Raw genomic sequence first — 1836 nt, 5'->3', positions numbered from 1 at the left:
AAACGTCTACTAACTAAAAAAGGGCTAAACAATATCATTGTCCAACCCTTATTATTGATTTAATCCTTAAGCTCGACCAAATCTTTGAGGTCTACCAAATTAAAATAATACTTAAATCAATATCAGATTACGTAATTAGTCTTTTAAAACTTCAGCCATCGCATTGGCCACATAATCGATATTGCTACTATTTAGACCCGCCACACACATACGTGAGTTGCCAACCATATATACCCCAAACTTAGTTTTTAGGCGCTCAACTTGTTCAGGGGTTAGACCCGTAAAGCTAAACATACCATTTTGAGAGGTCAGATAATCAAAGTTACGACCCGGTACATTGGCTTCTAATACTGACTTTAGCTTGAGACGCATGGCCTTGATACGGTCACGCATATCATATACTTCGCCAACCCACTGATCATATAGCGCCTCATCATTCATGACGATATCGACGATGCGACCGCCATGTGACGGCGGGCTAGAGTAGGTACGACGTACAGTGAACTGCAACTGACCGAACACACGCTCAGCAAGCTCAGCCGTTGGGCACACCACTGACAGACCACCCACACGCTCACCGTACAGTGATAAGTTCTTAGAAAATGAATTACTAACAAATAATGGCAAGCCCATGTCGACCGCTTTGCGAATCGCATACACATCGCTTTCCATATCTTTACCAAAGCCTTGGTAAGCAATATCCATAAATGGAATTAATTCTTTTGCCTGAATGACTTCAAGCGCTTTGTCCCATTGCTCTTGTGTCAAGTCAATGCCTGTAGGATTGTGACAGCAAGGATGTAAGATAAGCACATCATTTTTATTTAAGGTCTCAAAGAATGCCAACATTTCATCAAACTTAACACTGTTGGTCACTTTGTCATAGTAGGGATACTTTGCAACGGGTACATTACTGTATTCAAAGATTGAGATATGGTTGCCCCATGTTGGGTCACTCACATAAGTTTTAGACTCTGGGAGCCACTCATTAATGAACTCAGCACCAATTTTTAACGCCCCAGATCCACCTATTGCAGCAATAGTTGCCACGCGTTTTTCTTCAAGTACTTTAGCGCCTTTACCAAATAACAGCTCTTGGCACGCTTTACGATTCCCAGGCAAACCTTCCATCGGTATATAAGGACGTGGTGAGATAGGATTTGCAATATGCTGTTCAGCCGTCTTTACACATTCTAAAACGGGCAATTTGCCAGATTCATCATAATAGACGCCCACCCCTAAGTTTACTTTATTAGGATTGGTATCTTTTGCATATTCGCCCATAAGGCCTAATATAGGGTCACCAGGGTAATAATCAACACGGTCAAACATTTTTTTTCCTTTCAAAAGGTGGTTGGTCATACAGTATTTAAGAATAAACCAGATTGAGGGCGAACTCAATGTTAGATTTGGCTAGATTCAAACTAGATCAGTTTTTAGCTTTGTTAGTACTCGGTACGACTGTTAGCCTGATTAAGCTAAACTTAAGAAGTAGCTTTTTTAAAGTTATTAAGTATACTTATTTTTGTCATTTATTATGATTTTTGACCATAATTTTTGGCTTTACTGGATTAAGCATTATTGGTTTAGGGAGGTAGTCTTAAAAGACTTAAATTTAAATGTTATATATTCTTACAGTCGATAGCAGGGGGAATATGATTTTATTCATTGGGGATGTTTGGCCAAAGGTCATGTCGCAGCTATTAACTATTTGACAAGTAAAACAAATGAATCTGATCAAGGCGTAGGATTTGATCCAATTAACTTAGGTACAGGTAAAGGCACTTCTGTACTACAAATGGTTGATGCTTTTGAAGATACAACAGATCAAGAAAT

At 39.2% G+C, this 1836-nt stretch carries 1 protein-coding gene and 1 pseudogene; one reads left to right on the top strand and one right to left on the bottom strand.

Going from position 1 to position 1836, the window contains the following annotated elements; translation table 11 throughout:
• Positions 1-135: 135 nt before the first annotated feature.
• Positions 136-1332 (bottom strand): amino acid aminotransferase, encoded by a 1197-nt coding sequence (locus tag QZ265_RS10335; RefSeq protein ID WP_296405899.1) that lies wholly within the window; start codon positions 1330-1332, stop codon positions 136-138.
• Positions 1333-1657: 325 nt separating this feature from the next.
• Here QZ265_RS10335 and QZ265_RS10330 point away from each other — a divergent pair.
• Positions 1658-1836 (top strand): annotated as a pseudogene (locus QZ265_RS10330) (UDP-glucose 4-epimerase GalE); the annotation flags it as partial.

It is taken from the genome of Psychrobacter sp. (assembly GCF_018260395.1).
Lineage (GTDB): Bacteria > Pseudomonadota > Gammaproteobacteria > Pseudomonadales > Moraxellaceae > Psychrobacter.
The sequence above is the reverse complement of the archived record's forward strand: the minus strand, read 5'-3'. Positions and strand labels throughout refer to the sequence as shown.